We start from the raw sequence: 2454 nt of genomic DNA, 5'->3' as shown, positions 1-2454 counted from the left end.
GAGCGGGGCCCCTGCGCCCTTGGTGCGCCCGATCAACGCCTCCTGTTCCCGCAGTGAGGTGCGGTCCCAGATTTCGATGTGCATCCGGACCCGGCGCGCCACAAGGTACGTGCCGCCGGCCATCCAGCCCTCTTCCGGGCGCGTTCCCTGGCCTGCCCACACATGCTCCTCGAGCAAAGCGGTGTCCTCGGCCTTGAGGTTGTTGGTGCCGTCCTTGAAGCCGAAAAGGTTCCGCGGGGTGGCCTGTGACCTCGACGTGGACGACGTCCKCCCGAAGCCGAGTTGGGACCAGCGGACGCGCGTCTGCCCGAAGCCGATGCGGGCCAGGTTGCGGATCGCGTGGACGGCCACTTGAGGGTCGTCGGCGGAGGCCTGCACCACGATGTCGCCGCCGGTGCGTCCGGGCTGGAGGTCGTCGCCTGGGAAGTGCGGCAGGTCGATCAGGGCGTCCGGGCGGCGCCCCTCGAGTCCAAAGCGGGCGTTGCCGTCCTTCTCGAACAGGCCGGGGCCGAACCCGAAGGTGAGGGTGAGTCTGCCGGCCCCGAGGTCCAGGGCCTCACCTGTGTCCTCGGGCGGGGCGTCGTAGGGGCCATCGACGGCGCCGCTGCTGCCCGTGCTGCGCCCCTGGGTCATCGCCGCGGCGGCGTCCGTCCAGTCTTTCAGGAGCCGGATGAGCTCTGCACGGTCCTCCGTGACCAGGTCGAAGGCTGCAATGTGAAGACGGTCCTGGGCCGGCGTGACGATGCCGGCCTGCCGGACACCGTGGAAGGCGATGATGTCGCCGGGCTCTGCCACTGGGGCGGCCGCGGCCTCGACGGCGTCGTGGCTGAGGAAGCCAGCGGCCAGACCGGCGACGGCGCCCGCGCCGCCGGCTCCTGCCAGGGACAGGAGCCCGCGGCGGGACAGCCGGCCCTTTCCCGAACCGGGGGCTGCCGGCGGCGCGGGCATGGCGGCGGCTCCCGATGCCCTGGCTGGTTCCGGTGCGCTAGCTGATTCGGGGGCGCCGCCGTCGGGGGCCCGGCGGGGGTTGGCGCCGAAGGGGCAGCCGGTCACGGGGCTACTGCCGAAGTGAGCTTGGCCAGGGGCTCGCCCAGGGCATCAACCAGGGAGGCGAGCTGCTGCACCTGGTCCTGGCTGAGGTCGTTGTAGTAGGCGAAGCCTGCGCCGGTGGAATGCTGCTTGAGCCCGGCCTGCAAGGCAGCGAACTTGGCCTCGAGCGCTTCGCCCAGGTCCGGGTCCTTCTGCTGCAGCGCAGGCAACAGGCTCTCGAAGGCGGTCCGGGCTCCGTCAACGTTGGCCTGGAAGTCCCAGAGATCGGTGTGGGACCAGATTTCTTCCTCCCCGGTAACTTTGCCGGTGGCCACCTCGTCCAGGAGCTCCTTGGCGCCGTTGCCGATCTTGTCCGCGGAGAGTTCCACAGTGCGGGTCCGCTGGGCCAGGTCCTCGGTGTCGGCAACAAGCTGCGTGGCGATGGTGGCACGCTCCGCCGGTGCGAGGGGCGTGTAGCCGGCCGGCGGGAACAGGTCCTTCTCGGCCCGGTGCCAGCCGGTCCATTCCTGGCCGGGTTCGAGGTCGGCTTCACGGGCATCGAGCTTGGGGTCCAGGTCCCCGAACGACTCGGCGACCGGCTCGATGCGCTCCCAGTGCATGCGCGTGGCGGCATAGAGCCCGCGGGCCTTCGTCGCATCCCCGGCGGCGTAAGCCGCCGCGAATGCCCTCGTGCCGGTAACCAGCTGATCCGTCTGATCCACGACGAAAGCGGAGTATTGCCGGGTGCCGGTGTCCAGCAGGCCCTGAAGGTGGGCGTCGACGGCGGGACTGCTCGTGACCTGGATGGGTCCGGCGGCGCCCGGGTCCTTTGGGTTGCCCATGCAGCCGGCCAGGGCCAGCGGAACGGCGGTTGCCGCGGCCAACAGGGCAAGCGTCTTCCGGAACCGGGGGGCGTTTTTGGGCAGGGGGATGCTGGGCATGGTGTTTCCTTGGATCGGTGGGGGTGGAGCAGTGCGGTGTGGGGGAGCGGAGGCAGGGGTGCGGGACCGTGTGGGCTGTCCCGGCAACATCGCCGAGGCAGGCCCGACTTAGGTACACCTAAGTAAGGAGGATACCGATTCGCGGCGATTACGCAAACCTTTCGTACCCTAATTTGGAGTAGGTAAGCCTAATCTAATAACATCGTCCGGGTGACCACGCAGCTTGACTTGATGCGGGTGCCCTTTGCCGCCGATCTTGCGAGCTACGGGGACAGCCCAGCCATCCTTACTGACACCCTGGCAATGACGTACCGGGAGCTGGCGGAGCGGGTCGATGCCTTCGCCCTCCGGCTTGGCGCCACGCGGCGCCTCGTGGCGCTCGCCGCAGCCAACGACGTCGACTCTCTGGTGGTCTATCTGGCGGCCCTGGCCGGCKGCCACCCGCTGATCCTCCTGCCGGAGGACAAGCCGGCCGCCCTGGAAT

At 69.5% G+C, this 2454-nt stretch carries 2 protein-coding genes and 1 pseudogene; 1 reads left to right on the top strand and 2 read right to left on the bottom strand.

Annotated elements, in window-relative coordinates; genetic code table 11:
• Both AC1D1S_RS20675 and efeO read right to left on the bottom strand, forming a co-directional pair.
• Nucleotides 1-1053 (bottom strand): Dyp-type peroxidase (locus AC1D1S_RS20675; RefSeq protein ID WP_476995393.1); only part of this gene is annotated, 1053 nt, incomplete at its 3' end.
• Nucleotides 1050-1970 carry an iron uptake system protein EfeO gene (gene efeO / locus AC1D1S_RS20670; RefSeq protein WP_243177328.1) on the bottom strand — a complete coding sequence of 307 codons (921 nt, stop codon included), beginning with the start codon at nucleotides 1968-1970 and terminating at the stop codon, nucleotides 1050-1052. The genes AC1D1S_RS20675 and efeO, both read right to left, overlap by 4 nt.
• A gap of 210 nt (nucleotides 1971-2180) precedes the next feature.
• Between efeO and AC1D1S_RS20665 the strand changes: the two are divergent.
• Nucleotides 2181-2454, top strand: a pseudogene (locus AC1D1S_RS20665) (AMP-dependent synthetase); the annotation flags it as partial.

This window comes from Arthrobacter sp. P1_A5 (genome assembly GCF_056406825.1).
This window is presented reverse-complemented; position numbering and strand designations above follow the sequence as displayed.